We start from the raw sequence: 21,179 nt of genomic DNA, 5'->3' as shown, positions 1-21,179 counted from the left end.
GGGCTCACTGCGGTGAGCGCCTATCTCGGGCTGCTGGCCCTCTTGCTTCTCACCGCGGCGACCGGCTATTTCGTCGCCCAGGAGTTCGCCTTCGTCGCCGCCGACCGGGGGGCGCTGCGTGAGCAGGCCGCCGCCGGCGACACCTCCGCCGAGAAGGCACTCCAAGTAACTTCCCGCCTGTCCTTCATGCTCTCCGGCGCCCAGCTGGGCATCACGGTGACGGCGCTGCTGGTCGGTTTCCTGGCCGAGCCGGCGATCGCCACGATCGTACGGCCGTGGCTGGCCGGCACGGGCCTGTCCGACGGCATGATCACGGGCTTGTCCGTGGCCGCCGGCGTGTTCGTGGCGACCGTGGTGCAGATGGTGTTCGGCGAGCTGGCGCCCAAGAACCTGGGCATCGCCAGGCCCGAGCAGGTGGCCAAGTTCCTGGCCCGCTCGACGCTGGTCTACCTGGCGATCGTGGGCCCCGTGGTCAAGCTGTTCGACTCGGCCGCCACCGGCCTGCTGCGGCGCGTCGGCATCGAGCCCGTTGAGGAGGTGGAGCACGGCGCGACCCCCGAGGAGCTGTCCCGCATCATCGCGGAGTCGACCCAGGCGGGCGAACTGCCCGAGCGGCTCTCCGACCTCCTGGAGCGGGCGCTGGAGTTCGGTGACCGCACGGCGGAGGAGATCATGGTGCCCCGCCCGCGCGTGGTGGTGCTGCGCGCCTCGCAGCCGATCGGCGACCTGCTGACGGTGATGCGCGAATGCGGTCACTCCCGCTACCCGGTGGTGGGCGAGGACGGCGACGTGGCCGGTGTCACGGGCGTCCGCGAGCTGCTCGCCTCCGGCCTGGAGGAGGGCAGCATCGCCGCGATCACCCGTCCGGCCCTGCTGGTGCCCGACTCGGTGCCGCTGCCCGCGGTCCTCGACAGGATGCGGGCGGCCAAGGACGACATCGTCTGCGTCATCGACGAGTACGGCGGCCTGGCCGGCGTCATCACCATCGAGGACCTGGCCGAGGAGCTGGTCGGCGAGCTGGTGGACGAGAACGACCCCGAGCCGGTGGGCGCCGTCGAGCACCCGGGCGGCGTCTGGGAGGTGCCGGGCAGCCTGCGTCTCGACGAGGTGGAGCGGGCGACGGGGGTGTCGCTGCCGGAGAGTGACGATTACGACACCCTCGCCGGGCTGGTGCTGGCCAGGCTGGGCAGGATGCCCAACCCCGGCGACACGGTGACCGTACCGATCGACGCCAACACCGACCCCTTCGCGGAAGACGTGGAGGACCACCAGGCGGAGCTGACGGTGATCTCGCTCAACAGGCGGGTGCCCGAATGGGTGCGCCTGACGCCGCTGCGGCACGCGGAGGCGACGTCCCGATGACCATGATCATTCTAAGCCTCGCGCTGCTGGCCTTCAACGCGCTCTTCGTGGCCGCGGAGTTCGCCTTCGTCTCCTCCCGCAGGCACCGCCTGGAGGAGATGGCCGTGGGCGGCAACCGGCTCGTCAGGCTCGCCGCCAGGTCGGCGGCGGGCGGCAGCCGGCAGCTCTCGCTCATGCTGGCGGGCGCCCAGCTCGGCATCACGCTGTGCACCCTGGGCCTCGGTCAGGTGACCGAGCCCGCCCTTGAGCACTACCTGGAGCCGGTCTTCGCCGCCATCGGCGTCCCCGAGGCCATGCGGCTGCCCATCGCCCTGGTGATCGCCCTGGCGCTGGTGACGTTCCTGCACATGGTGATCGGCGAGATGGCCCCGAAGTCCTGGGCGCTGACCCACCCCGAGCGGGCGGCGCTCCTGCTGACCTTCCCGTTCAGGGCGTTCACCACGGTCGTGCGCCCGCTGCTGTCGGCGCTGAACGCGCTGACGAACCTCATACTGCACCTGTTCGGCGTGCAGGCGAGGGACGAGCTGGCCACGACCAGGACCCCGCGCCAGCTCGCCATGCTGGTGGGCGAGTCGGGCCGGATGGGCCTGCTGGACCGGGAGGAGCACGATCTCCTCACCAGGGCCCTGCGGCTGGACGACGAGGGCATCGAGCGCCTCATGGTGCCCATCGACCAGGCGGTCAAGGTCCCGGCGACGGCGACGGCCGCGCAGATCAGGGCCACGGCGGCGGGCAGCGCCCACCTGAGGCTCCTGGTCGAGGGCAGGAACGGCGTGGAGGGCGCCCTGCACGTCCGTGAGGCCCTGCTGAAGCCGGAGTGCACGGCGGCGGACCTCGTCAGGCCGCTGCCCAGGCTGGCGTGCACCACTCAGGTGCCCGAGGCCGTCACGGCGCTCCAGGAGGCCAGGTCTCATCTGGCGCTGGTGACGAACGCGGCCCAGGACGTCATCGGGATGGTGAGCCTCACCGACCTGGTGGGCGAGCTGCTCGACACCAGGGCGGCATAGAACGGGTGTGCGGGGGCGCGTGAACGAGACGCGCCCCCGTTTCACTCTCACGCGAGAGTGTGAGCTAAATCACTCAAGCCATTCGAAAGAGATCTGCAAGTGAGGGCATCTAGGGTCTCCATGCGGAGTACAGCCCTCACTGACAAGGTCGTGACAAAGAAGTAGCCCCGGCTCTTGCGAACCGGGGCTTGTTTCGTCAATGTGGGTCTGCCGATTTATCGGTGACCCCGAGTGGGCGAGGAGGGATTTGAACCCTCACGTCCTTTCGGACACACGGACCTGAACCGTGCGCGTCTGCCGTTCCGCCACCCGCCCTTGTGGGTGCGGAAAGAACATTAGCACGGAACAGCCACTGGTACTGAACCCGGATACGATCGCATAAGACACGGGAGCGGAGGAGCTGGGCGCGAGGGCCGACGAGCGCCTGGGCGGCCGTGACGTGGAACGAGCGGAGACCGGGCGCCGATAGCGTCTCGGGGGCCGCGATCATATGCACGGAGGAAGGGAGGTACCCGGTGGGAGTCCTTCAGCGCTTCGAGCGAAGGCTCGAAGGCCTGGTGGAGGGAGCCTTTGCGCGGGCGTTCAAATCTGACCTTCAGCCGGTCGAGGTCGCCAGCGCGGTTCAGCGGGAGATGGATGAGCGTGCGGCGATCGTCGCTCAAGGTCGCACGCTCGTGCCCAACGACTTCGTGGTGGAGCTGTCGACGACCGACAGCGAGAGGCTTGAGGTCTACGCCGACAGCATCAGCCACGAACTGGCCAACCTCGCCAGGGAGTACGCCAAGGAACAGGGCTACTCCTTTGTGGGACCGGTCCGGGTGCGCTTCGAGACCGCCGGCGACCTGGCTGTGGGTCTGTTCCGCATCAGATCGGGCGTCATCCGTGGCGCGACGGTCGAGCAGGACGAGATCCGCCAGCCGGCGAGCGACCTGCCTCCGTCGAGGCCGCACGCGTTCAACGGGCGGCCTCGGCTGCTCGTCTCCACCCAGGATGATCCGCAGGGCGACCGCTCCTACGAGCTCACCACACCGGTGACCTTGCTCGGCAGGGGCACCGACTGCGATCTTCGTCTCGTCGATCCAGGAGTGTCGCGGCACCATGCGGAGCTGCGCGTCGAGGGCCAGACAGTGGTTCTCGTGGATCTCGGATCGACGAACGGCACTTTCGTCAATGGCCAGCCGGTACGCAGGATCGAGCTCCAGAACGGCACGCGAGTGACGTTGGGGCGCACGACTCTGGTGTTCCGGCGCGATTAGGGGTAGACAGACGGTCCATGTCCGAGCTCACGCTGCTGCTGATCCGGCTCGCTTTCCTGGCGGTGCTGTGGTTCTTCGTCATTGCCGCAGTCGGCGTGATCCGGACTGACTTGTTCGGTTCACGCACGGCTCCCGCGGTCGCACGCAAGGCCGCGAAGGTCGCCAAACCCGTGGCCAAGCCCAAGAGCAAGAAGGGCGAGCCACGCCAGCTCATCGTCACCGGTGGCCCACTCCAAGGCACCACCATCGACCTCACGGAGACGCCCATCACCATTGGCCGGGCCAATGACGCCACGCTGGTAGTCACCGACGACTACGCTTCCAGCCGGCATGCCCGGCTCTTCCCTCAGGACGGTCAATGGATCGTGGAAGATCTTGGGTCCACCAACGGCACGTATCTCGACCGCTCGAAAGTCACCCGCCCGACCCCGGTGCCGCTCGGTGTTCCGATCCGCGTCGGCAAGACAGTCATTGAATTGCGCAAATGACCATCGCACTCCGCTACGCCGCCCGCTCGGACGTCGGCCTCCTCCGCGAAGGGAACGAGGACTCGGCGTACGCTAGCGGCCGCCTGCTCGCTGTCGCCGACGGCATGGGCGGGCACGCACACGGCGAGGTGGCGAGCTCAGTCGCCATCGCCGCCATGGCCTCTCTGGAAGAGGCCCAACAGGGGGGTGACCTGCTCAACGCCATCGAGGCAGCGGTACGCGACGCCAACCGCAAGCTGCACGAGATGGTGGGGCGGGATCCCAGCCTCAAAGGCATGGGCACGACTCTCACGGCCATGCTCTGGAACGGCACCCAGGTCGCCCTGGTGCACGTGGGCGACTCGCGCGCCTACCTGCTCAGACGCGGGGAGCTCTACCAGATCACGCATGACCACACGCTGGTGCAGCAGCTCGTCGACGACGGGCGCATCACGCCGGAAGAGGCGGCCACGCATCCGCAGCGCTCGATCCTGCTGCGCGCGCTCGACGGCAGCGGCGAGGTCGATCCCGACCTCACGCTCCGCGAGGCGCAGGTGGGCGATCGCTACCTACTGTGTTCCGACGGCCTGTCGGGCGTGGTGAGCGCCGAGACGCTGCACGCCACGCTCACCAACATCGACGATCCTGAAGAGGTCGTCCGCCAGCTCATCGACCTGGCGAACAGAGGGGGCGGGCCCGACAACATCACGTGCGTGCTGGCCGACGTGCTGGAGATCACCGATGGGCAGCAGGTGCCCGCGGAGGCCGCCGTGGTGGGCGCCGCGGGCATGACCAGGCTGCACGGTAGTCCTCAGGACGCCTCGCCGGGGCGAGCCAGCGCGGTGACCGCACCCCAGCCGGTGATCACCGACGACGAGTTCGATGAGCCGGACGCCCCTCAGGCGTCCCGGCGGTCGGGCAGGCGTCGTCGCGTGTGGCCCGTGCTGGTCACCGTGTTCGGCGTAGGCATCGTCGCCGTCGGCGTCGGCGGTTACTTTGGATATCAGTGGACTCAGGACCAGTTCTTCGTCGGCGCAAGGGGCGACGAGGTGGTCGTGTTCCAAGGGATCCAGAGGGAGCTGGGGCCTTTTCCGCTCTTCCACGTCTCCAAGCCCACGGGCAAGCAGCTTTCCCAGCTTTCCGAGGCCGACCAGGCGCTGATCAGGAGCGGCATCCCCGTCACCACCGAAGCCGAGGGCGTGACGAAAATCAACAGCTTGAAGTTCTCCGAGTCGGAGCCGAAGGAAGAGCCCACCGCGGAGGCGAGCGGTTCCCCCACGGACTCCCCTTCGCCATCCGCCACCGCCACGAAGACGAAACAGCAGTAGATGAGCGAAGTCGCGATCTCCCCCGTCCCGATGCCGGCCAAACGGCGCGGGGCGCAGCTGATCATGCTCGCGCTCGCGGTGCTGATCATCATGGGCGCGTACGCCAACGTGGGTCTGGCGATCGACGGCCAGGTCCCCGCCGGCATGCTGACGTACGGGCTGAGCCTGGGCGGCCTGATGCTGGCCGCCTACCTGGTGCTGGCCAAGTTCGCGCCCTGGGCCGACCCGCTGATCCTGCCCCTGGTGACGCTGGTCAACGGCCTCGGCCTGGTGATGATCTACCGGTTGGAGCAGTCCGACCTGATCGGCATGCGGGGCGCCTCCGCCACCAACCAGATCGTCATGACCGGCATCGGGGTCGTGCTCTTCACCGTGACGCTGCTGGTCCTGCGTGACCACCGGACGTTGCAGCGGCTGACGTACACGGCCGGGCTGGTGGGCGTGATCCTGCTGGTCTCGCCGCTGGTGCCGGGGCTGGGCAAGGAGATCAACGGCGCGCGGATCTGGATCGGGTTCGGCTCGGCGACCATCCAGCCGGCCGAGTTCGCCAAGATCGCGCTGGTCGTCTTCTTCGCCGGCTACCTGGTCGCCAAGCGCGACGTGCTGGCGCTGGCCGGGCGGCGACTGCTGTTCATCGACCTGCCCAGGGCGCGCGACCTCGGCCCGGTGCTCATCACCTGGGCGGTCGCGATCGGCGTCCTGGTGCTGCAGAAGGACCTGGGCTCGTCACTGCTGCTGTTCGGCGGCTTCGTGGTGATGCTGTACGTCGCCACGCAGCGCACGTCGTGGGTGCTCATCGGCATCCTGCTGTTCGTCGGCGGCGCGTTCCTGGCCGGGCAGATCTTCTCGCACGTGGGCGACCGCTTCGACGTCTGGCTCAACCCGGGCTCCAGCGAGTACTACGACCGCGAGTTCGGCGGCAGCTACCAGATCATGCAGGGCCTGTTCGGCCTGGGCGCCGGCGGCATCCTGGGCACCGGCCTGGGCCAGGGTCACCCCGACCTGATCCCGCTGGCCTTCTCCGACTTCATCTTCAACGCCATGGGCGAGGAGCTCGGCCTGACCGGGCTGATGGCCATCCTGATGATCTACGCGCTGATCGTGCAGCGGGGCCTGCGCACCTCCCTGGCGGCCCGCGACCCCTTCTCCAAGCTGCTGGCGGGCGGCCTGTCCTTCATCCTGGCCTGGCAGGTCTTCATCATCGTCGGGGGCGTGACGAACCTCATCCCGCTGACCGGCCTGGTGACGCCGTTCATGTCCCAGGGCGGCTCGGCACTCCTGGCTAACTGGATCCTTATCGCGCTGCTGGTACGAACGTCAGATGCCGCCAGACGCCCCCCGCCCCAGGCGATCCAGAACGAAGGACTGACGCAGGTGTTCCAGCGATGAACGGCACTCTCAAGCGCGTGGCCGTGGCGTGTCTGGCCATGTTCGCGCTGCTGATGATCAATGTGAACTTCCTCCAGGCCGTACGGGCGGAGGAATACCGGACGGACGCGCGCAACACCCGCAACTACTTCGACCGCTACGCCATCGAGCGCGGCCGCATCACGGCCGGCGGCAAGGTGCTGGCCCAGTCCGTCGAGACGAAGGACAGCGACTTCAAGTTCGTCAGGAAGTACACCGACGGCAAGCTGTACGCGCACGTCACGGGCTACTTCTCGCCCGAGAGCGAGAGCGCGATCGAGCGCAGCGAGAACGCGCTGCTCGACGGCTCCAGCGCCGACCTGCTGCTGCGGCGGAGCATCGACCTGTTCACCGGCGAGCCCACCAGGGGCGCCAGCGTCGATCTGACGATCAACCCGAAGGCCCAGAAGGCCGCCTACGACGCGCTGCGCAGCAGCGGCAAGCGGGGCGCCGTGATCGCGCTCGACCCCAAGACGGGGGCGATCCTGGCGATGGTCTCGCTGCCCACCTTCGACCCGGCGGAGCTGTCGGGCACCGACAAGGGCACGGTCTTCAAGAGGTACGACCAGCTCGACGCCGACAAGAGCCAGCCGCTGCTCAACCGCACCATCTCGCAGACGTACCCGCCCGGCTCGACGTTCAAGGTCGTGACCATGGCGGCGTACCTGGAGGCCGACTCCTCGCGCGGCCCGCAGACGAACGTGGAGGCGCCGCAGCGGCTGCCGCTGCCCAACACGAACATCAGCCTGCCCAACTACGGCGGCTCGGCCTGCGGCAGCGGCCAGGTGACGCTGGTGTACGCGCTGGAGAAGTCCTGCAACACCCCCTTCGCCTCGATGGGCATGGAGCTCGGCTTCGAGGCCATGAAGGAGCAGACGGAGAAGTTCGGCATGGGCACGCCGGTGTCGGTGCCGATGGCCGCCGCGCAGAGCGACTTCGGCAAGGACTACGACAAGGCCGCGCTGGCCATGGCCTCGATCGGGCAGCGTGACAACCGGATGACGCCGCTGCAGATGGCCATGATCGCGGCCGGCATCGCCAACGACGGCACGGTGATGAAGCCGTACCTGGTCAACAAGATCACCGACGCCAAGGGCGACCCGATCGAGGAGGCCGACCCCGACGAGCTGAAGACGGATGCGGTCAGCTCCGAGACGGCGGCGAAGCTGCGCGAGATGATGGTGAGCGTCGTGAGCAACGGCACCGCCAACCTGGCGCAGGTCCCGGGCGTCCAAGTAGCGGGTAAGACAGGCACCGCGGAGACCGCGACAGGCGCGCCGCCGCACGCCTGGTTCATCTCCTTCGCGCCCGCGGACGACCCGAAGGTGGCCCTGGCGGTCATCGTCGAGTCCGGTGCGGCCAACGTCGGCGCGGAGGCGACCGGCGGACACACCGCCGCGCCGATCGCGAAGGCCGTGCTGGAGGCGGTGCTGAACAAGTGATTGACGGTAACCTGCTGGGTCATGCGGCTCCGTAACCGCTACCTCCTGGTCTCCCGCATCGCCACGGGCGGTATGGGAGAAGTGTGGCGTGCCCGCGACGAGCTGCTCGGGCGCGAGGTGGCGGTGAAGATCCTGCGCAGCCACATCTACGCCGACCCCACCTTCCGCGAGCGGTTCCGCAACGAGGCGCGGCTGACGGCCGCGCTCGCGGACCCCGGAGTGGCGCAGATCTTCGACTACGGCGAGCAGAGCGAGCTGGCCTACCTCGTCATGGAGCTGGTGCACGGCGAGCCGCTGTCGGCCATCCTGGCGCGCAACGGGGCCATCGGGCCCGAGGTGGCGCTCGACGTGGTGCACCAGACGGCCAAGGCGCTGCACGCCGCCCACTCGGCGGGCATCATCCACCGCGACATCAAGCCGGGCAACCTGCTGGTCACCCCCGAGGGCGCCATCAAGGTGACGGACTTCGGCATCGCGCGCGCCCTGGAGGCCGCGCCGGTCACGCAGACCGGCACGGTGCTCGGCACGGCCCAGTACGTCAGCCCCGAGCAGGCGCAGGGCTTCCCGCTCACGCCCGCGACCGACCTGTACTCCCTGGGCGTGGTGGCCTACGAGTGCCTGACGGGGCGCACGCCGTTCCGCGGCGACAGCCAGGTGGCGATCGCGCTGCAGCACCTCAACGAGCAGCCGCCGCCGCTCGGCGTGGACGTGCCCGCGCCGGTGCGGGAGCTGGTCATGGCGCTGCTGGCCAAGGAGCCCGCGCAGCGTCCCGGCTCCGCGCTGGAGGCGGCCGACCGGGCGTACGTGCTGCGCGAGTCGCTGGCGGGCGTCGAGCACGTGCCCGAGCTGAGCATGCTCACCGACCCGGGCGGCTTCCGCGTCCGCGAGCCGGCCCCCGAGGACCAGCGGGACACCGACGACCTCGCGCCGGCCACCACCGTGCAGGAGCAGTCGCGGGGCGGGCGCAGGGGCGCCAGGACGCTGGCGCTGGTGGCCGCGGCGGGCTGCGTGGCCGCGGTGGGGCTCACCGCGCTGACGTTCGCCAACCGGGAGCAGCCGCGCACGGCGCCCGAGGTGGCGGAGCCGTCGCAACCGCCTGCCACATCGGCGCCCACGCAGCAGCGGGTGCGGCCGACCAAGACGAAGACGAAGACGCGGCGCCCGCCGGTGGTTCCGGTGAAGTCGACGAACCCTATACCCTCGCCGTCGGCTACCGTAAGCAAGTCGGCTACTCCCACGAAGAAGCCGACGCCGAAACCGACCCGTACCACCACCCGGACCCCTACACCCACCCCGACGACCCCGACGCCCACCACTACACCGACAACTCCGACACCCACCGCCTCGCCGGACCCGGGTGATACGAACCCGCCCAAGGAGGAGACGTGATGCGCCATGGGGTCGATGATGGACACCGGCGGCCCCCCGAGCAGGCCGGTACCCAAGATGAACGGTAAGGGACAGTGCAGGAAATGACTCAGCCTCGGCTACTCGGCGGTCGCTACGAGCTCGACGGTGTCGTCGGGCGCGGCGGCATGGCCGAGGTGTATCGCGCCCGAGACATCCGGCTGGACCGCATAGTCGCGATCAAGACCCTCCGCTCCGACCTCGCGCGCGATCACACCTTCCAGGCCCGGTTCCGCCGTGAGGCGCAGTCGGCGGCCTCCCTTAACCACCCGGCCGTCGTCGCGGTCTACGACACCGGCGAGGACACCACCGACGGCACCCCCGTGCCGTACATCGTGATGGAGTACGTCGACGGCAGGACGCTGCGCGACCTCCTGCGCCAGGACCGGCGCCTGCTGCCCGAACGTGCCGTGGAGCTGGTCGACGGCATCCTGCGGGCGCTCGACTACAGCCACCGCGGCGGCATCGTGCACCGCGACATCAAGCCGGCCAACGTGATGATCACGCGCGCCGGCGACGTCAAGGTGATGGACTTCGGCATCGCCCGCGCGATGGCCGACTCCGCGGCCACGATGACGCAGACGGCCCAGGTGATCGGCACCGCCCAGTACCTGTCGCCTGAGCAGGCGCGCGGCGAGCGGGTCGACGCGCGCAGCGACATCTACTCCACCGGCTGCCTGCTCTACGAGCTGCTGACCGGCCAGCCGCCGTTCACCGGCGACTCCCCGGTGGCGATCGCCTACCAGCACGTGCGCGAGGACCCCATCCCGCCGTCCCAGATCGACCCGGAGATCCCGCCGTGGGCCGACGCCATCGTGCTCAAGGCCATGGCGAAGGACCCGGCGCACCGCTACCAGAACGCGGGCGAGATGCGCGCCGACATCCAGCGCGCGATGTCCGGCATGCCGGTCGACGCCCAGACGATGGCGATGCAGGGCAACTTCGGGCAGGGCACCCGCATGATGACCGCCACGCAGGCGGCGCAGGGCCCGGCCACGCAGCGCACCACCGCGGTCCCGCCGTACGAGTACGACGAGGGCGGTCGCGGCGGGCGGCGCAGGGCATCAAGCGGGAACAACGCGCTCAAGACGGCGCTGTGGATCATCATCCCGCTGCTCATCATCGGCGGCTTCATCACCATCGGCTACGTGGTGTTCAGCGGCGGCAACACGCCCACCGACACCCAGATCGCCATCCCCGAGCTGGCCTCGCAGGAGCAGTCCTACGCCGAGGAGCAGCTCACCACGCTCGGGCTCAAGGTCGAGGTGGTCAAGGAGGCCAGCTCCGAGGTCGAGAAGGACGCCGTCATCCGGACGGACCCGAAGGCCGGCACCAAGGTCGAGAAGGACTCAGCGGTCAAGCTGTACGTCTCCAGCGGCCCCAAGAAGGTCAAGGTGCCGGACGGCCTGGTCGGCATGTCCCAGGAGGACGCCGAGAAGGTCCTGGACGAGGCGGGCCTGAGCGGCGTCATCAAGACGCGCAACTCCAGCAAGCCGCAGGGCACGGTCGTCGCCACCGACCCCAAGGCCGGCACGGAGATCGAGGAGGGCGGCTCCGTCACCCTGTTCGTGCCGAAGGCGCTCAGCGAGGTGCCCAGCGTGATCGGCCTCACCGAGGCCGACGCCAAGTCCGCGCTCACCGGGGCGGGCTTCAAGGCCAAGGTGGTCCGGCAGGCCGACGCGGCGCCCGAGGGCACCGTGGTGCAGCAGAACCCCGGCGAAGGGGAGAAGTTCACCTCGGGCACGACCATCACGATCGTGGTGTCCACCGGCCCCGAGCAGCAGCCGACCGACTCGTTCCCGACGGAGCAGCCGAGCGACGACTTCCCGTCCGACGAGCCGACGGACGACTTCCCGTCCGACGAGCCGACCGAGGACAACCCGATCGGCGACGACGGGCTCGGCGGCGGCCTCGGCGGCTGAGGCCCTATAGAACGCGGTGAAGGGCCGCCCCCGGCCGGGGGCGGCCCTTCAGCATGTCCGTGAGAAAGTCCGTGGGAAAACAGAGAACGCCCCCGCCGCTCGGGGGCAACGGCGGGGACGCTCACTTGTACGTCGCTCTGCGCGAGACATTTGTTACACGATTCCGCGCAACCAATTTTCGAGCAGCCGATGACCATGCTCCGACAGCACGGACTCGGGGTGGAACTGGATGCCCTCGACGGGCGCCCGGCGGTGCCGCAGCCCCATGACGACGCCGTCCTGGGTGCGGGCGGTCACGTCGAGCACGGCCGGCACGGTCTCGGGCAGCACGGCCAGCGAGTGGTAGCGGGTCATGCGGACGGGTGAGGGCAGCGACTCGAACACGCCCTTGCCGTCGTGCGTGATGGCGCTCGTCTGCCCGTGAAACAACTCAGGCGCCCGGGTCACCGTGGCGCCGTAGGCCACGGCGATGGCCTGGTGGCCGAGACAGACGCCGAGCAGCGGCTTGCCGCTCCCGGCCGCGTGATGCACCAGGGGGACGCTCACACCGGCCGCCTCAGGGGTGCCGGGGCCCGGGCTGACGAGCACGCCGTCGAAGCCGTCGGCGTCGTGCACGCGTACCTCGTCGCGCGGCCGGACGTCGCAGTCGGCGCCCAGCTCGCGCAGGTACTGCACGATCGTGTGGACGAAGCTGTCGTGGTTGTCCACGACCAGCACGCGCGTCATTTCCTTACGGTCACCTCGTCCAGCGTCACCACGGGCTCCAGAAGCGGGAACACCGCGTACCAGAGTACGGCCCCCGCGGCGGCGGCCAGCGCGACGGCCGTCAGCACGCGGGCGGCGGGACGGCCGGGCAGCTTGCGCCAGAGCCAGGCGTACATGTCACTCCTCGCGGGGTTCGCTCCCCTTCAGCACGCCGTAGACAATGAGGCGCTCGGCGGCCGAATACTCGGGATGGCAGGTGGACAGCGTGATGAAGGCGCGGATGGGGCGGATGTCCGGCTTGCCCGGCACGGGGGCGAGCACCTCGATCTCGTCGGGCTTGACGATGTCCTGCGAGGTCACGCGGTAGGTGTGGCGGGCCTCGGGGGTCTCGACCACGATCTCGTCGTCGCGTTCGAGCTCGTCGATCTCGTTGAACGGGGCCGCGTACGTGGTGCGGTGGCCCGACAGCACGAAGTTGCCGACCTGGCCCGGCATGGCGCTGTCGGGATAGTGGCCGGGCCCCTTCTTGAGCTGGTCGGCCGCCACGCCCTCGACCACGGCGTACTGGTAGTCGCGGCCCAGCCTCGGGATGCGCAGCATCGCGAGCGCCTGACCAGGCAGCACCTGCCGCGGACGCGGCTTCTCGGCCGCCAGCTCGCTCCTGAGCAGCGACTGCTGGCTCTGGGTGTAAGCGCCCGTGCCCCAGAGCAGGTAGGCGCAGAACAGCATGAGGATCAGGCCCGCGGTGATGCTGAGCTCCCCCACGGCCCGGAGCGTGGCCCGCATGCGATCAGGTTATTCGGCCACGATCCGGACACCGGGGATCGCCATGACGTGCGCGTGGCGACTATCCTGGGGCACGCTTCAACTACGCTAAACGAAGAGCCTGTGGACGATCCGGATGCCCAGGCCCTCAGCAGGAGTTATCCAGTGCCCAAGTCCAAGGCTCGCAAGAAGGCGGTTTACACGCCGCCGCAGAGGTCTCAGCAGGTCAAGGTCAGCCCGCGCTGGCTGGCCCCCACGATGGTCGCCGCTTGGATCATCGGCATCCTGTGGATCGCGATCTACTACGTCGCACCGCAGGCGCCGTTCTTCAGCGACCTCCAGAACTGGAACCTGCTGATCGGGTTTGTTTTCATCATCTTCGGTGTGGTTCTTTCCACCCGCTGGCGTTAGTTCTTTCCACAGCCTTTTCCACAGCCTGGGGAAGTCAGAGCAGGGCGAGAATCGCCTGCGTCCTGACCAGCACGAGCACGGCCAGGAGCACCAGCATCGCCACGATCGCCAGCACCTGCCAGAGGGCTCTGTTGTTCTTGGGGGCGTAGGCGAGCGCCCCCGCCAGCAGGGAACCGGTGATCAGGCCGCCGACGTGACCCGTCCAGCTGATGCCCGGCACCAGGAACGTGATGGCCAGGTTCAGCGCGATGAGCACGGCCATGCCGCGCACGTCCATGTTGAGCTTGCGGCCCACCACGAACACCGCGCCGAACAGGCCGAAGATCGCCCCTGACGCGCCCACCGTGGGCTGGCCCAGCGGGTCGAGCCACAGGCCGAGCACCGAGCCGCCGATCGCGCTGATCAGGTAGAGCGCGGCATAGCGGACGTGGCCGAAGGCACGCTCCAGGTACGGGCCGACCACGAACAGCGCCCAGCAGTTGAACAGGATGTGGAAGACGCCGCCGTGCACGAACGCCGCCGTGATCAGGCGGTAGTACTCGCCGTACACGGCCACGCCGGCCGGCCACATCGCCAGCTCGCCCGTGATCTCGTCGCCGATCAGGTACTGCGCGCCGAAGATCAGCACGTTGGCCACGAGCAGCGTGTACGTCACGAACGGGGTGCGGACGACGCCGCCGCCGAACGTGGACTTGGCCTGTCGGATGCCCTTGTTGCCCTCCGCCACACACTCGGGGCACTGGAAGCCCACGGCGGCATCGCGCATGCAGTCGGGGCAGATGGGGCGGTCGCAACGCTGGCAACGTACCCAGGTCTCCCTGTCGGGGTGCCGGTAGCACGTGGGCACCGCCTCAGCGGGCTGCTCGGGCTGCGGGGGCGGGCTCGGCGGCTGGCTGGTCATGACCGAAGCCTAAGGCTTGCGGGGACGTGCCGCGTTGGGGCTGGTGTGCGGGGGACGGCGCGCGTGCGGCCCAGCCCGGCGCAGAGGCGCCTGGAGCACAACGCGTCGAAGCGCACGTGAGGCGCGGGGCGTCCGAGGCGCAGCGCAGGCGCGGCGGGCGTGGGACGCAGCGCGGGCGCGGGGCGCGGGGCGCGGGGCGTGCCGGGCGCGGGGCGCGGGGCGTGCCGGGCGCGGGGCGTGCCGGGCGCAGCGCAGGCGCGGCGGGCGTGGGACGCAGCGCGGGTGTGGAAGCGCGGACGCTGTGTGTGGCGCGGAGGCACGCGGGGTGCGGCGCACGTTCGGCGCCTGAAGCGCGGCGCGCGTAGAGGCGCGGACGCCGCGTGGGACGCGTGGAAGCGCATGGCGCAGCGCGCGTAGAGGGCGCATGGCGCAGCGCGTGGAACGCGTGGAAGCGCGTGAGGCGGCGCGATGGGAGCGCACAGGCCGTGTTAGGGGCGGCGGGGAAGCACGAAGCCCTGTCTGGGGGCGCTCGAGCGGCGTGAGGGCCGCAAGTGCGCGTAGAGGGGTGGGCCCGGCGCCCCCGGGTGAGCGGGGGCGGGGCGGGCGGCGTGCGAGCCGTCAGGCGGCCGGCCGTCAGGCCTGGACGCGGTCGATGGTGACCGACTCCAGGATGACGTCGTCCTCCGGACGGTCGCGGCGGTCGGTGCGGGTCTTGGCGATGGCGTCGACCACCTCCTGACCCTCGACGACCTCGCCGAAGATCGTGTGCTTGCCGTTGAGGTGCGGCGTCGGCACGACCGTGACGAAGAACTGCGAGCCGTTGGTGCCCTTGCCGGCGCGGACGCCGGCGTTGGCCATGGCGAGCAGGTAGGGGCGGTTGAAGTAGAGGTCCGGGTGGATCTCGTCGTCGAACTCGTAGCCCGGGCCGCCGATGCCCTGGCCGAGCGGGTCACCTCCCTGGATCATGAAGCCGGAGATCACCCGGTGGAAGATCGTGCCGTCGTAGTAGCGGCCGGTGCTCTTCTCGCCGGTGCCCGGGTGGGTCCATTCGCGGGTGCCTTCTGCCAGCTCCACGAAGTTGCGGACCGTCTTCGGCGCCTTTGTCGGGAAGAGTTCTACCTTGATATTGCCGCGGTTGGTCTGCAGGTTTGCGATCAGCTTCTCAGCCACGAGACAGCTGCCCCCCTCTATGCACAGGGTTGGTTTTGTGGTGTTTTGAGATTTATGGCCGTACGGCCTTCGGAGCCATCCTCCCATGGACGGCGATGATTGAGCCGCCTTGTCCGGGGCAGGTCAGGCTGCGGGGCCCCAACGACAGGGGAGGTTGTCGTGTCCCTGAGAATGAGAAGACGCCGCGTGGCCATAGAAGTGCCGGCCACGTGGGTGGGTCGCATGAAGGATCAGGCCGTACGAACCGGCCGGCGCATGCAACCCATGGCGGACCAGGCCAAGGTGGCCGCCGCCCACCGGATCGAAGACGCCCGATACTGGGCGGCGCCACGGATTGAGTCCGCGGCGCACGGGTTCGAGGAGCAGTTCGCACCGAAGGTCAGTCTCATGCTGACCAACGCGGCCAGGCGAATCGACCCCACGCCGTCGCGGTCGCGGCGGTGGCCGATGCTCGTTCTGCTGTCCGGCCTAGCGGTGGGAACGATTGGATACATGTTCTATCGCCGCAACGCTCAGCAGTGGACCGAGCACATGAAGGACTCCGCCTCCGATGCCTCACGCTGGGTCAATGAGAAGGCAGACAGGGCATCCGAGTCCACGGACCGCATGGCGGCCAATGTGTCGGACAAGGCGGATGAGGCGTCACGCAGGATGTCGTGACCGCCCCGGCACGCCGGTAGCGCGCCCCCGTGACGAAAGTTGTCACGGGGGCGCGCTGGTGTGCGCGTCCGTAAGGCGCCCGTTGACGTACGAGCAAGCGCTTGTTACAAACCCGGCATGGCGCTGTCACCGCTCGACGACTACCCCGTGCACCAGGCCCCCCAGGTCATGCGGCACGTGACCACCGGAGACCGCAACTTCTACGACCGCTACTACTTCAACTGCCACGCCGCCTCCGACGACCTCATGCTGATCATCGGTCTCGGCCAGTACCCCAACCTCGGCGTCACCGACGCCTTCGCCTGCGTCCGCACCCCCGAGCTGCACCGCGTCGTACGCGCCTCGCGCGAGCTGGGCGCCGACCGGATGGACACGCGGGTGGGCCCGTTCCGGGTCGAGGTGGTCGAGGGGCTCAAGCGGCTCAGGGTCGTCCTGGAGCCGAACGAGCACGGCCTGGCCTTCGACCTCCTGTGGGAGGGCACGATCCCCGCCGTGCTGGAGCCGCGGCACTTCCTGCGCTGGCAGGAGCGGGTGGTCTTCGACTCGGTACGGATGGCGCAGACCGGCCGCTGGAGCGGCGCCATCACGATCGGGGAGACGGAGATCCCCGTCACGCCCGACCGCTGGATGGGCACCAGGGACCGGTCGTGGGGCATCAGGCCCGTCGGCGAGCCCGAGCCGCCCGGCATCATGACCAAGAACGCCGGCACGTTCTACTGGCTGTACGCGCCGATGCGCTTCGACGACCACGCCATCCTCTGCATCGTCCAGGAGGACGAGCGGGGCAGGCGGCTGCTGGAGGAGGCCGTGCGCGTGTGGCCCGACGGCCGCGAGGAGGAGTACCTCGGCAGGCCGGAGTACCGCCCGGTCTACGCCCCCGGCACCCGCGACGTCGTCGAGGCCGTGATCGCGTTCGCGCCGCCCGGCGGCAAGCCGTTCGAGGTGCGCTGCACGCCGCTGTTGCCCGTGCATCTCATGGTCGGCACCGGCTACGGGCTGGAGCAGGAGTGGCGTCACGGGATGTACCAGGGCGCAGGGCCGGTCGTGCAGGGCGTGACGTACCGGCTGCCCGACGACGCCGCCAGGATGTGGGGCCTGGTGGACGCCGTCGGACGGTTCGAGTACGACGGGCTCGTGGGTCACGGGCTGTTCGAGTACTGGGCGCTGGGGCCGCACCCGTCGTTCCCCGAATGACGGCGGCCTACTCCGCGGGCTTCTTGCAGATGATCTTGATGTCGGACTTGAGCCCGGGCGAGGCCGCCTCCTCGCCCGGCTTCGTCGGCAGGGCGGGCACCGCGGTCTCGGCGTCGGCCGAGGTCAGCTCCTCCGTCTTGGCGAACTTCTCGATCTCTTCCGGCGAGAGCTGCCGAGCCTCGCCCAGCTTCTCAGCCTCTTCGGGCGAGAGCTTCTTGATCTTGGGGAGCTTCGCGGCCTCCTCGGGCGAGAGCTTGGCCAGTTTCTCCGCCTCCTCGGGCGAGAGCTCCTTGACCTTGCCGAACTTCTCGAGCTCCTCGGGCGACAGCGGCTCCTTCTTCACCGCCACACCCCCGTCGGGCAGCTTCTCGACCTTCACCTTCTCGCCCGGCCCGACGCGCGTCACCTTGCCGTCAGGCCCCACCACGACGCCCGCCTTGCCCTCCTTGGCGGGCAGCGCCGGAGCCAGCTCGACGGTCTTGCCGTCGGACGTCGTGCAGGTCACCTTCGTGCCGGCGGGCGGGGTGGGCTCGTCGGCCATGGCGGAGCCGGCCAGGCCGGTGACGGCGAGCACGGCGACCGTGCCGAGCACCGCGAGACGACGCTTGAACATGGATTCTCCTCACTGGGTACGACCTGTCGCCCCGAGGATGGCCGCCCGATCCTGAAGCGATCCTGAAGAGCACCTAAATGATCTTCAGGTTGGCTTTAGGTCTCCTGAGGCACCCTGGACGGCGTGCGAGTGTTACTGGTGGAGGACGAGGAGCGGCTGGCCGGCCTGGTCAAGGGCGGGCTGGCGGGCGAGGGCTTCGCGGTGGACGTGGCCCACGACGGGCGCGACGGGCTGTGGATGGCCACCGAGAACGCCTACGACGTGATCGTCCTGGACGTGATGCTGCCCAGGCTGAACGGCTACGCCATCTGCTCCAGGCTGCGCGAGGCCGGCGACTGGACGCCGATCATGATGCTCACCGCCAAGGACGGCATCTACGACGAGGCCGAGGCCCTGGACAACGGGGCCGACGACTATCTGGCCAAGCCCTTCTCGTACGTGGTGCTGCTGGCCAGGCTACGCGCGCTGGTGCGGCGGGGCGGGCGTGAGCGGCCGGTGTCCATCAGCGTCGGGGACCTCGTGCTCGACCCGGCGGGGCTGCGGTGCCGCAGGGGCGAGGCGGGGATCCAGCTCACGCCGAAGGAGTTCGCGGTACTGCACGCGCTGGCGCGCCGGGCCGGGGAGGTGGTCTCCAAGAGCGAGCTGCTGGCTCAGGCTTGGGACTTCTCCTACGACGGCGATCCGAACATCGTCGAGGTGTACATCAGCGCGCTGCGCCGCAAGATCGACGTGCCGTTCGGCAGGACGACGCTGATGACGGTCCGCGGCGCCGGGTACCGGCTGGAGGCGGCGTGAGCGGGCCGAAGCGTGAGCAGGCCAAGGCGGGAGTGGGCCAAAGCGTGCGCGGGCCGAAGCGTGCGCGGGCCAGAGCGGGAGCAGGCCAGAGCGTGAGGCGGTGGGAGGGGGCGGTGGCGGGGCTGTCGTCCGTGCGGGTGCGGGCGACGGCGGCAGCCACCCTCGTGGTGGCGCTGGCGCTGGGGCTGGCGGCGCTGATCCTGGTGCTGGCGCTGCGCGGCAGCCTGGTGAGCAGCGCCGACGCCGAGGCCGTCAAGAAGGCCACGGCGGTGGCCCCGTACGCGGAGACGCTGGAGGTGAAGCGGGCCGACGGGCCCGAGGCGGCGCCGACGCCCGCGAAGACCGTCCCCCTCGAACAGGGCAAGGACGACCTCATGCAGGGCAAGGAAGGCGAGGTGCGGCTGAGCGACGGCAAGGTGGTGCGGCTGGCCGACCCCGACCTGCTGATCACCAAGAAGAAGGTCGCCGCGGCCGAGGGGTGGGCCTCGCCCGGCGAGTACGCGGTCGCCGGCGTCGAGGTGGCCACCGCGGCCGGGCCCGCCACGGTGCTGGCCAGGGTCTCTCTGAACACCGTGCAGCAGGCGCTGGGCACGCTGTACCAGACGCTGCTGCCCGGCGTCCCTGCGCTGCTGGTGGTGGTGGCCGGGATGACCTGGCTGTCGGTGGGCAGGGCGCTCGCCCCCGTGGCGGCGATCAGGGCGAAGGTGGCCGACATCACGGCCCGCGACCTGGGCCAGCGGGTGCCCGTACCGAGCTCGAAGGACGAGATCGCTGCGCTGGCGACCACCGTGAACGGCACGCTCGACCGGCTGGAGACGGCGGTGGAGCGGCACAAGCGGTTCGTCGCCGACGCCGCGCACGAGCTGCGCAGCCCGATCGCGACCCTGCGGGCGAGGCTGGAGCTGGCCGAGCCCAGCGAGCTGACCAGGGAGGCGCTGGCCGACGTCGAGCGGCTGCAGTCGCTGGCCGCCGACCTGCTCATGCTGGCCAAGCTGGACGCGGGCGAGCCGCTGCGCGCGGCCGAGCTGGACCTGGGCCAGGTGGCCGCCGAGGCGGCGCTGCGGGCCAGGCGGCGGCCTGAGGTGCGGGTGGAGCTGGACGTGGAGCCCGACGTGGTGCTGCGGGGGTCGAGCGCGCACCTGGACCGCCTGGTGACGAACCTGGCCGACAACGCGGTCCGGCACGCCGCCTCGACCGTGCGGGTGCGGGTGGCCGCCGAGGACGAGGAGGCGGTGCTGGAGGTGTCGGACGACGGGCCGGGGATCCCGCAGGAGCAGCGGGAGGCGGTGTTCGGCCGTTTCACCCGGCTGGACGAGGCGCGGGCCAGGGACGCGGGCGGCGCGGGGCTGGGGCTGCCGATCGCGCGGGACATCGCGCTCCTGCACGAGGGTTCACTCGTGTACGGCGACCGTGGCTTCGTCGCGCGTTTCCCCCTGCACCAGGTGTAGGACGTAGTTCGTGTCGCGCCGGGTGATCGTGAAGCCGGAGCGCGTGTACACGCGGACGGCCCCGGTGGGGTTGCCGAGATCCACGCCCAGCCCGGCGCTCAGGTAGCCCTGACGGGCGAAGGCCGCCAGGGCGTGCGCGATCAGCGCGCCCGCCACGCCCCTGCCGCGCCACTCCCTCAGCGTGCCCACGACCTGGATCCACGCCGTGTGCGGCCCGCGCGCGTGCGTCATGAGCACGCCCACGGCGCGGTCGCCCGCCAGGGCCAGGAAGGAGGATTCGGGGCGGAAGTTGTGCGACCCGGTCAGGTGGCCGGACCAGCTCTCGCGGGTGTGCGGCACGGTGCCCCAGTGGTCGCGGAACGACTCGTTGCGGACGCGGCGGGCCTCGTCGTCCAGCTCCGGCGACCAGGTCGCGACGGCGATCCCCTCGGGCAGGCTGAGCGGGGGCAGGTCGTCCGGCAGGCTCCGCGTCATCTCGGCGAACGTGCGCACCGCGGCGAACCCCGTCGCCCGCGCGAGGGCGGCCAGGCGCCGGTCGTCCTCGCCGCCGACGATCAGGATCTCCACGGGCACGCCGGGGAACGCCTTCTCGCTGAGCCGGGGGGCCGCCGCGATCGCCCAGTCGAGGATCCGCCTGCCGTGGCCCTGCCCGCGATAGGCCGGGTGTACGCCGCCCCACAGGCGCATGAGGTGCGAGCCGCCCTCCGCCGACTGCCTGACCGGCAGGTAGCCGACGGCCGCGATCCGGTCGCCGTCCCTGGCCGCCAGGGTGCCCTCGGCCAGGTCGATCAGGTGGTGGGAGAGCTGCTCGCGGACGTCGTCCAGGGTGTAGCTCTGCCCGGTGCCGGCCGCTGCCCAGAACCCGGCCAGCAGGGGCGCGTCCTCGTGGGTCAGCGGTCCCCATCGCATGGGTCAGAGC

The 21,179-nt window shown here is 70.0% G+C and carries 21 protein-coding genes and 1 tRNA gene; 14 read left to right on the top strand and 8 right to left on the bottom strand.

Going from position 1 to position 21,179, the window contains the following annotated elements:
- Window positions 1-12 precede the first annotated feature (12 nt).
- Both ABD331_RS19705 and ABD331_RS19700 read left to right on the top strand, forming a co-directional pair.
- Complete coding sequence (locus ABD331_RS19705) at window positions 13-1,362, top strand: hemolysin family protein (RefSeq protein WP_344476735.1); 1,350 nt, start codon at window positions 13-15, stop codon at window positions 1,360-1,362.
- A gap of 2 nt (window positions 1,363-1,364) precedes the next feature.
- A complete protein-coding gene (locus ABD331_RS19700) occupies window positions 1,365-2,369 on the top strand; it encodes a hemolysin family protein (RefSeq protein WP_344476733.1) in 1,005 nt (334 codons plus the stop codon).
- 232 nt (window positions 2,370-2,601) lie between these two features.
- Here the strand turns inward: ABD331_RS19700 and ABD331_RS19695 are convergent.
- Window positions 2,602-2,684, bottom strand: a tRNA-Leu gene (locus tag ABD331_RS19695).
- Window positions 2,685-2,884: 200 nt separating this feature from the next.
- Here ABD331_RS19695 and ABD331_RS19690 point away from each other — a divergent pair.
- The 7 genes from ABD331_RS19690 to pknB all read left to right on the top strand — a co-directional run bounded on the left by ABD331_RS19690 (window position 2,885) and on the right by pknB (window position 11,598).
- Window positions 2,885-3,625, top strand: coding sequence for an FHA domain-containing protein (locus ABD331_RS19690; protein ID WP_080044004.1), 741 nt, complete (start codon window positions 2,885-2,887; stop codon window positions 3,623-3,625).
- A 17-nt stretch (window positions 3,626-3,642) separates the two neighbouring features.
- Window positions 3,643-4,113 (top strand): FHA domain-containing protein FhaB/FipA, encoded by a 471-nt coding sequence (locus ABD331_RS19685; protein ID WP_344476728.1) that lies wholly within the window; start codon window positions 3,643-3,645, stop codon window positions 4,111-4,113.
- A complete protein-coding gene (locus ABD331_RS19680; RefSeq protein ID WP_344476726.1) occupies window positions 4,110-5,420 on the top strand; it encodes a Stp1/IreP family PP2C-type Ser/Thr phosphatase in 1,311 nt (436 codons plus the stop codon). Before ABD331_RS19685 ends, ABD331_RS19680 begins: the two co-directional genes overlap by 4 nt.
- On the top strand, window positions 5,421-6,809 hold the full coding sequence (locus ABD331_RS19675) for an FtsW/RodA/SpoVE family cell cycle protein (RefSeq protein ID WP_344476723.1): 1,389 nt from the start codon (window positions 5,421-5,423) through the stop codon (window positions 6,807-6,809).
- The gene (locus tag ABD331_RS19670) at window positions 6,806-8,269 is read left to right on the top strand and encodes a peptidoglycan D,D-transpeptidase FtsI family protein (protein WP_344476722.1); all 1,464 of its coding nucleotides are present in this window, start codon (window positions 6,806-6,808) and stop codon (window positions 8,267-8,269) included. The genes ABD331_RS19675 and ABD331_RS19670 overlap by 4 nt, the downstream gene beginning before the upstream one ends.
- Window positions 8,270-8,290: 21 nt before the next feature.
- Window positions 8,291-9,658, top strand: a complete 1,368-nt coding sequence (locus ABD331_RS19665) for a serine/threonine-protein kinase (RefSeq protein WP_344476720.1) — start codon at window positions 8,291-8,293, stop codon at window positions 9,656-9,658.
- An 83-nt stretch (window positions 9,659-9,741) separates the two neighbouring features.
- The gene (gene pknB / locus ABD331_RS19660) at window positions 9,742-11,598 is read left to right on the top strand and encodes a Stk1 family PASTA domain-containing Ser/Thr kinase (RefSeq protein ID WP_344476718.1); all 1,857 of its coding nucleotides are present in this window, start codon (window positions 9,742-9,744) and stop codon (window positions 11,596-11,598) included.
- Window positions 11,599-11,751: 153 nt separating this feature from the next.
- On the opposite strand, the gene ABD331_RS19655 is transcribed toward pknB, so the two are convergent.
- Genes ABD331_RS19655 through ABD331_RS19645 form a run of 3 tightly spaced genes read right to left on the bottom strand, consistent with a single transcriptional unit; the run spans window position 11,752 to window position 13,089 of the window.
- Complete coding sequence (locus tag ABD331_RS19655; protein WP_344476716.1) at window positions 11,752-12,324, bottom strand: anthranilate synthase component II; 573 nt, start codon at window positions 12,322-12,324, stop codon at window positions 11,752-11,754.
- Window positions 12,321-12,479: a hypothetical protein gene (locus ABD331_RS19650; protein WP_344476714.1), complete on the bottom strand. Its 159-nt coding sequence runs from the start codon at window positions 12,477-12,479 to the stop codon at window positions 12,321-12,323. The genes ABD331_RS19655 and ABD331_RS19650 overlap by 4 nt, the downstream gene beginning before the upstream one ends.
- A gap of 1 nt (window position 12,480) precedes the next feature.
- Window positions 12,481-13,089 carry a class E sortase gene (locus ABD331_RS19645; RefSeq protein WP_344476712.1) on the bottom strand — a complete coding sequence of 203 codons (609 nt, stop codon included), beginning with the start codon at window positions 13,087-13,089 and terminating at the stop codon, window positions 12,481-12,483.
- A 144-nt stretch (window positions 13,090-13,233) separates the two neighbouring features.
- Between ABD331_RS19645 and ABD331_RS19640 the strand changes: the two genes are divergently transcribed.
- The gene (locus ABD331_RS19640; RefSeq protein ID WP_148442372.1) at window positions 13,234-13,479 is read left to right on the top strand and encodes a cell division protein CrgA; all 246 of its coding nucleotides are present in this window, start codon (window positions 13,234-13,236) and stop codon (window positions 13,477-13,479) included.
- 34 nt (window positions 13,480-13,513) lie between these two features.
- Here ABD331_RS19640 and ABD331_RS19635 read toward each other — a convergent pair whose 3' ends face one another.
- A complete protein-coding gene (locus tag ABD331_RS19635; protein ID WP_344476710.1) occupies window positions 13,514-14,380 on the bottom strand; it encodes a rhomboid family intramembrane serine protease in 867 nt (288 codons plus the stop codon).
- Window positions 14,381-15,013: 633 nt separating this feature from the next.
- The gene (locus ABD331_RS19630) at window positions 15,014-15,550 is read right to left on the bottom strand and encodes a peptidylprolyl isomerase (protein ID WP_344476708.1); all 537 of its coding nucleotides are present in this window, start codon (window positions 15,548-15,550) and stop codon (window positions 15,014-15,016) included.
- Between the two features lie 222 nt (window positions 15,551-15,772).
- Between ABD331_RS19630 and ABD331_RS19625 the strand changes: the two genes are divergently transcribed.
- Both ABD331_RS19625 and ABD331_RS19620 read left to right on the top strand, forming a co-directional pair.
- Entirely contained in the window at window positions 15,773-16,210 is a 438-nt protein-coding gene (locus ABD331_RS19625) for a hypothetical protein (RefSeq protein WP_344476706.1), read from the top strand.
- 117 nt (window positions 16,211-16,327) lie between these two features.
- Window positions 16,328-17,404, top strand: a complete 1,077-nt coding sequence (locus tag ABD331_RS19620) for an Rv3169 family protein (RefSeq protein WP_344476704.1) — start codon at window positions 16,328-16,330, stop codon at window positions 17,402-17,404.
- Between the two features lie 7 nt (window positions 17,405-17,411).
- Here the strand turns inward: ABD331_RS19620 and ABD331_RS19615 are convergent, their stop codons facing one another.
- Window positions 17,412-18,017 (bottom strand): hypothetical protein, encoded by a 606-nt coding sequence (locus ABD331_RS19615; RefSeq protein WP_344476702.1) that lies wholly within the window; start codon window positions 18,015-18,017, stop codon window positions 17,412-17,414.
- Between the two features lie 123 nt (window positions 18,018-18,140).
- Here ABD331_RS19615 and ABD331_RS19610 point away from each other — a divergent pair, with 123 nt between their 5' ends.
- A complete protein-coding gene (locus tag ABD331_RS19610; protein ID WP_344476700.1) occupies window positions 18,141-18,812 on the top strand; it encodes a response regulator transcription factor in 672 nt (223 codons plus the stop codon).
- A 92-nt stretch (window positions 18,813-18,904) separates the two neighbouring features.
- Window positions 18,905-20,260 carry a sensor histidine kinase gene (locus ABD331_RS19605; protein ID WP_344476698.1) on the top strand — a complete coding sequence of 452 codons (1,356 nt, stop codon included), beginning with the start codon at window positions 18,905-18,907 and terminating at the stop codon, window positions 20,258-20,260.
- Here the strand turns inward: ABD331_RS19605 and ABD331_RS19600 are convergent.
- Window positions 20,204-21,169, bottom strand: a complete 966-nt coding sequence (locus tag ABD331_RS19600) for a GNAT family N-acetyltransferase (protein ID WP_344476697.1) — start codon at window positions 21,167-21,169, stop codon at window positions 20,204-20,206. The two genes, ABD331_RS19605 and ABD331_RS19600, sit on opposite strands and share 57 nt — an antisense overlap.
- Window positions 21,170-21,179 lie beyond the last annotated feature (10 nt).

This window comes from Nonomuraea monospora (genome assembly GCF_039531895.1).
GTDB lineage: Bacteria > Actinomycetota > Actinomycetes > Streptosporangiales > Streptosporangiaceae > Nonomuraea > Nonomuraea monospora.
The sequence above is the reverse complement of the archived record's forward strand: the minus strand, read 5'-3'. Positions and strand labels throughout refer to the sequence as shown.

Excerpts from the sequence above, each read along its gene's own strand:
- ABD331_RS19665 (WP_344476720.1), top strand. The coding sequence starts at position 8,291 with ATGCGGCTCCGTAACCGCTACCTCCTGGTCTCCCGCATCGCCACGGGC.
- ABD331_RS19600 (WP_344476697.1), bottom strand. The coding sequence starts at position 21,169 with ATGCGATGGGGACCGCTGACCCACGAGGACGCGCCCCTGCTGGCCGGG.
- ABD331_RS19680 (WP_344476726.1), top strand. The coding sequence starts at position 4,110 with ATGACCATCGCACTCCGCTACGCCGCCCGCTCGGACGTCGGCCTCCTC.
- ABD331_RS19625 (WP_344476706.1), top strand. The coding sequence starts at position 15,773 with ATGAAGGATCAGGCCGTACGAACCGGCCGGCGCATGCAACCCATGGCG.
- ABD331_RS19645 (WP_344476712.1), bottom strand. The coding sequence starts at position 13,089 with ATGCGGGCCACGCTCCGGGCCGTGGGGGAGCTCAGCATCACCGCGGGC.
- ABD331_RS19670 (WP_344476722.1), top strand. The coding sequence starts at position 6,806 with ATGAACGGCACTCTCAAGCGCGTGGCCGTGGCGTGTCTGGCCATGTTC.
- ABD331_RS19700 (WP_344476733.1), top strand. The coding sequence starts at position 1,365 with ATGATCATTCTAAGCCTCGCGCTGCTGGCCTTCAACGCGCTCTTCGTG.
- ABD331_RS19650 (WP_344476714.1), bottom strand. The coding sequence starts at position 12,479 with ATGTACGCCTGGCTCTGGCGCAAGCTGCCCGGCCGTCCCGCCGCCCGC.
- ABD331_RS19635 (WP_344476710.1), bottom strand. The coding sequence starts at position 14,380 with ATGACCAGCCAGCCGCCGAGCCCGCCCCCGCAGCCCGAGCAGCCCGCT.
- pknB (WP_344476718.1), top strand. The coding sequence starts at position 9,742 with ATGACTCAGCCTCGGCTACTCGGCGGTCGCTACGAGCTCGACGGTGTC.
- ABD331_RS19615 (WP_344476702.1), bottom strand. The coding sequence starts at position 18,017 with ATGTTCAAGCGTCGTCTCGCGGTGCTCGGCACGGTCGCCGTGCTCGCC.
- ABD331_RS19655 (WP_344476716.1), bottom strand. The coding sequence starts at position 12,324 with ATGACGCGCGTGCTGGTCGTGGACAACCACGACAGCTTCGTCCACACG.
- ABD331_RS19620 (WP_344476704.1), top strand. The coding sequence starts at position 16,328 with ATGGCGCTGTCACCGCTCGACGACTACCCCGTGCACCAGGCCCCCCAG.
- ABD331_RS19685 (WP_344476728.1), top strand. The coding sequence starts at position 3,643 with ATGTCCGAGCTCACGCTGCTGCTGATCCGGCTCGCTTTCCTGGCGGTG.
- ABD331_RS19675 (WP_344476723.1), top strand. The coding sequence starts at position 5,421 with ATGAGCGAAGTCGCGATCTCCCCCGTCCCGATGCCGGCCAAACGGCGC.